At 57.1% G+C, this 1666-nt stretch carries 2 protein-coding genes; one reads left to right on the forward strand and one right to left on the reverse strand.

The genetic code is table 11. The features are described from left to right. On the reverse strand, window positions 1-203 hold a 203-nt coding region (locus AUQ37_RS11835; protein ID WP_058747118.1), incomplete at its 3' end, for an ATP-binding protein. A 482-nt stretch (window positions 204-685) separates the two neighbouring features. Between AUQ37_RS11835 and AUQ37_RS01505 the strand changes: the two genes are divergently transcribed. Further along, window positions 686-1666: transposase (locus AUQ37_RS01505; RefSeq protein WP_157844241.1), on the forward strand; the 981-nt coding region annotated here is incomplete at its 3' end.

A 1666-nucleotide genomic window follows, 5' to 3' on the forward strand; every position in this document is an offset into this window, starting at 1 on the left:
GATGAAGAGAACCTTTCCAGATTCAAAGGCGACGATTCTTCTGTGGCCAGAAAATATATTGAATTAACCTTATTCCTCAGAAAATTATCAATCAGAGCGGTCTTGCCTACCCTGCGACGACCATATATTATCACGAGACTGCTTCTCTTCCCATATTCGTCCTCCAATATGGACAATTCCTCTTTTCTTCCAATGAATTCCATAATGCTGCCAACTTTCTAATCTATATTAGTCTAATTTAAATTAGTCTAATCTGTATTAGATTAATTGTATATGAACTTCTCTAATCCTTGAACGAGAAAGTAATCATACCCAGAGAATATCCGATAGATCCGCTTTGGAAACAAGAGTCAGAAGGAATTGTCTCTATACAATGCGGTTGATGGACCCAAGCGATCAATCACCGTGTTTCGAACAAGAAGACATTTGATCCACTAAATCAAATGCATTCAGGATACCTTTTCGAACAGATCCGAGAGCGCATGGAACGGGATTCGAGACGGGCCTGACAGCAGATGAGCCACAGAACAACCAACGAAGAGAAGACCGCCCCATTCAAAAAGCGACCTGCTGATTCATAGTTGCAACAAAAACCGCAGGCCGAGAGGAATATCGCCGACCTGAGATAAAGATTGGCGCCTCGGCAGGCCTCCGGGGAAGGTTGCGGCAGGGAGGCAAGGAAAGCTTGAGGATAGCGATCGGGATGGACCTGCACAAGAAGACCGCGGTATGCTGCGCGGTCCATGCGGGCCCGGGGAAGCCGAGCGAAGACGAGGAGGAGTTCCTGAGGCGCTTCAACAGGGACCACGGCACGCAGCCGTCGGAGCCCGAGGACATAGCGCGGATCGCGGAGGCGCTCCGCGGGCATGAGGCGCATGTCCTCATCGAGAACTCCACGAAGACGCACGAGACCTACTGGGTCCTGACCAACCTCGGGATCGACACGGTCGTGGCGCAGGCCCAGGACCTCTACCGGATCACCAAGTCCGTGAAGAAGACCGACGCCAACGATGCGGCCGAGCTCGCGGGGTACATGCGGCGGAGGCTGAACGGCGAGCGCGAGTTCGCCGTCTGCAAGATGCCGTCCCCGGTCTGGATGGAACGGCGCGAGATATGCCGCGCGGTCCTCGCGGAGAAGAGGCACCTGGCGGACCTCAAGCGCCGGGCCAGGATGCACATGCTCCTCCACGGGATCAGGCTGAGCAAGGATTACTCCGACATCTTCTCGAAGAAGGCGATGAAGGAGATGTGGGACTCGAGGGACACCTGCCTGAGGCTCCTCGTGTCGGAGGCGAGGTCGATAAAGGCCCGCACCGACGAGGAGGCCAGGCTGATCCGGGCGACGTTCGGGCACATCACCGACTTCGATCTGGTGATGAGCATCCCGGGGTTCGGCGCGGTCTCGGCCGCGTACGCGGTCTCTATGATCATCGACGTGAAGCGCTTCGGGTCGTCGGCCCAGCTGGCGGCGTACTTCGGCCTGGTGCCGAAGGTGCGCGAATCGGCGGAGACCTCGCACCGGTGCGCGACCACGCACCGCGGCGACAGAGAGATGCGCAGGCTGCTGTGCCAGTCGGCGATCGTCCACGTCCGCACCGCCGAGGACTCGGTGGTCTCGGCCCTCTACAACAGGCTGAGGGCGAGGGGGGTCTCCCACCGGGAGGCC

This window comes from Candidatus Methanomethylophilus sp. 1R26, assembly GCF_001481295.1.
Classification (GTDB): Archaea; Thermoplasmatota; Thermoplasmata; order Methanomassiliicoccales; family Methanomethylophilaceae; genus Methanomethylophilus.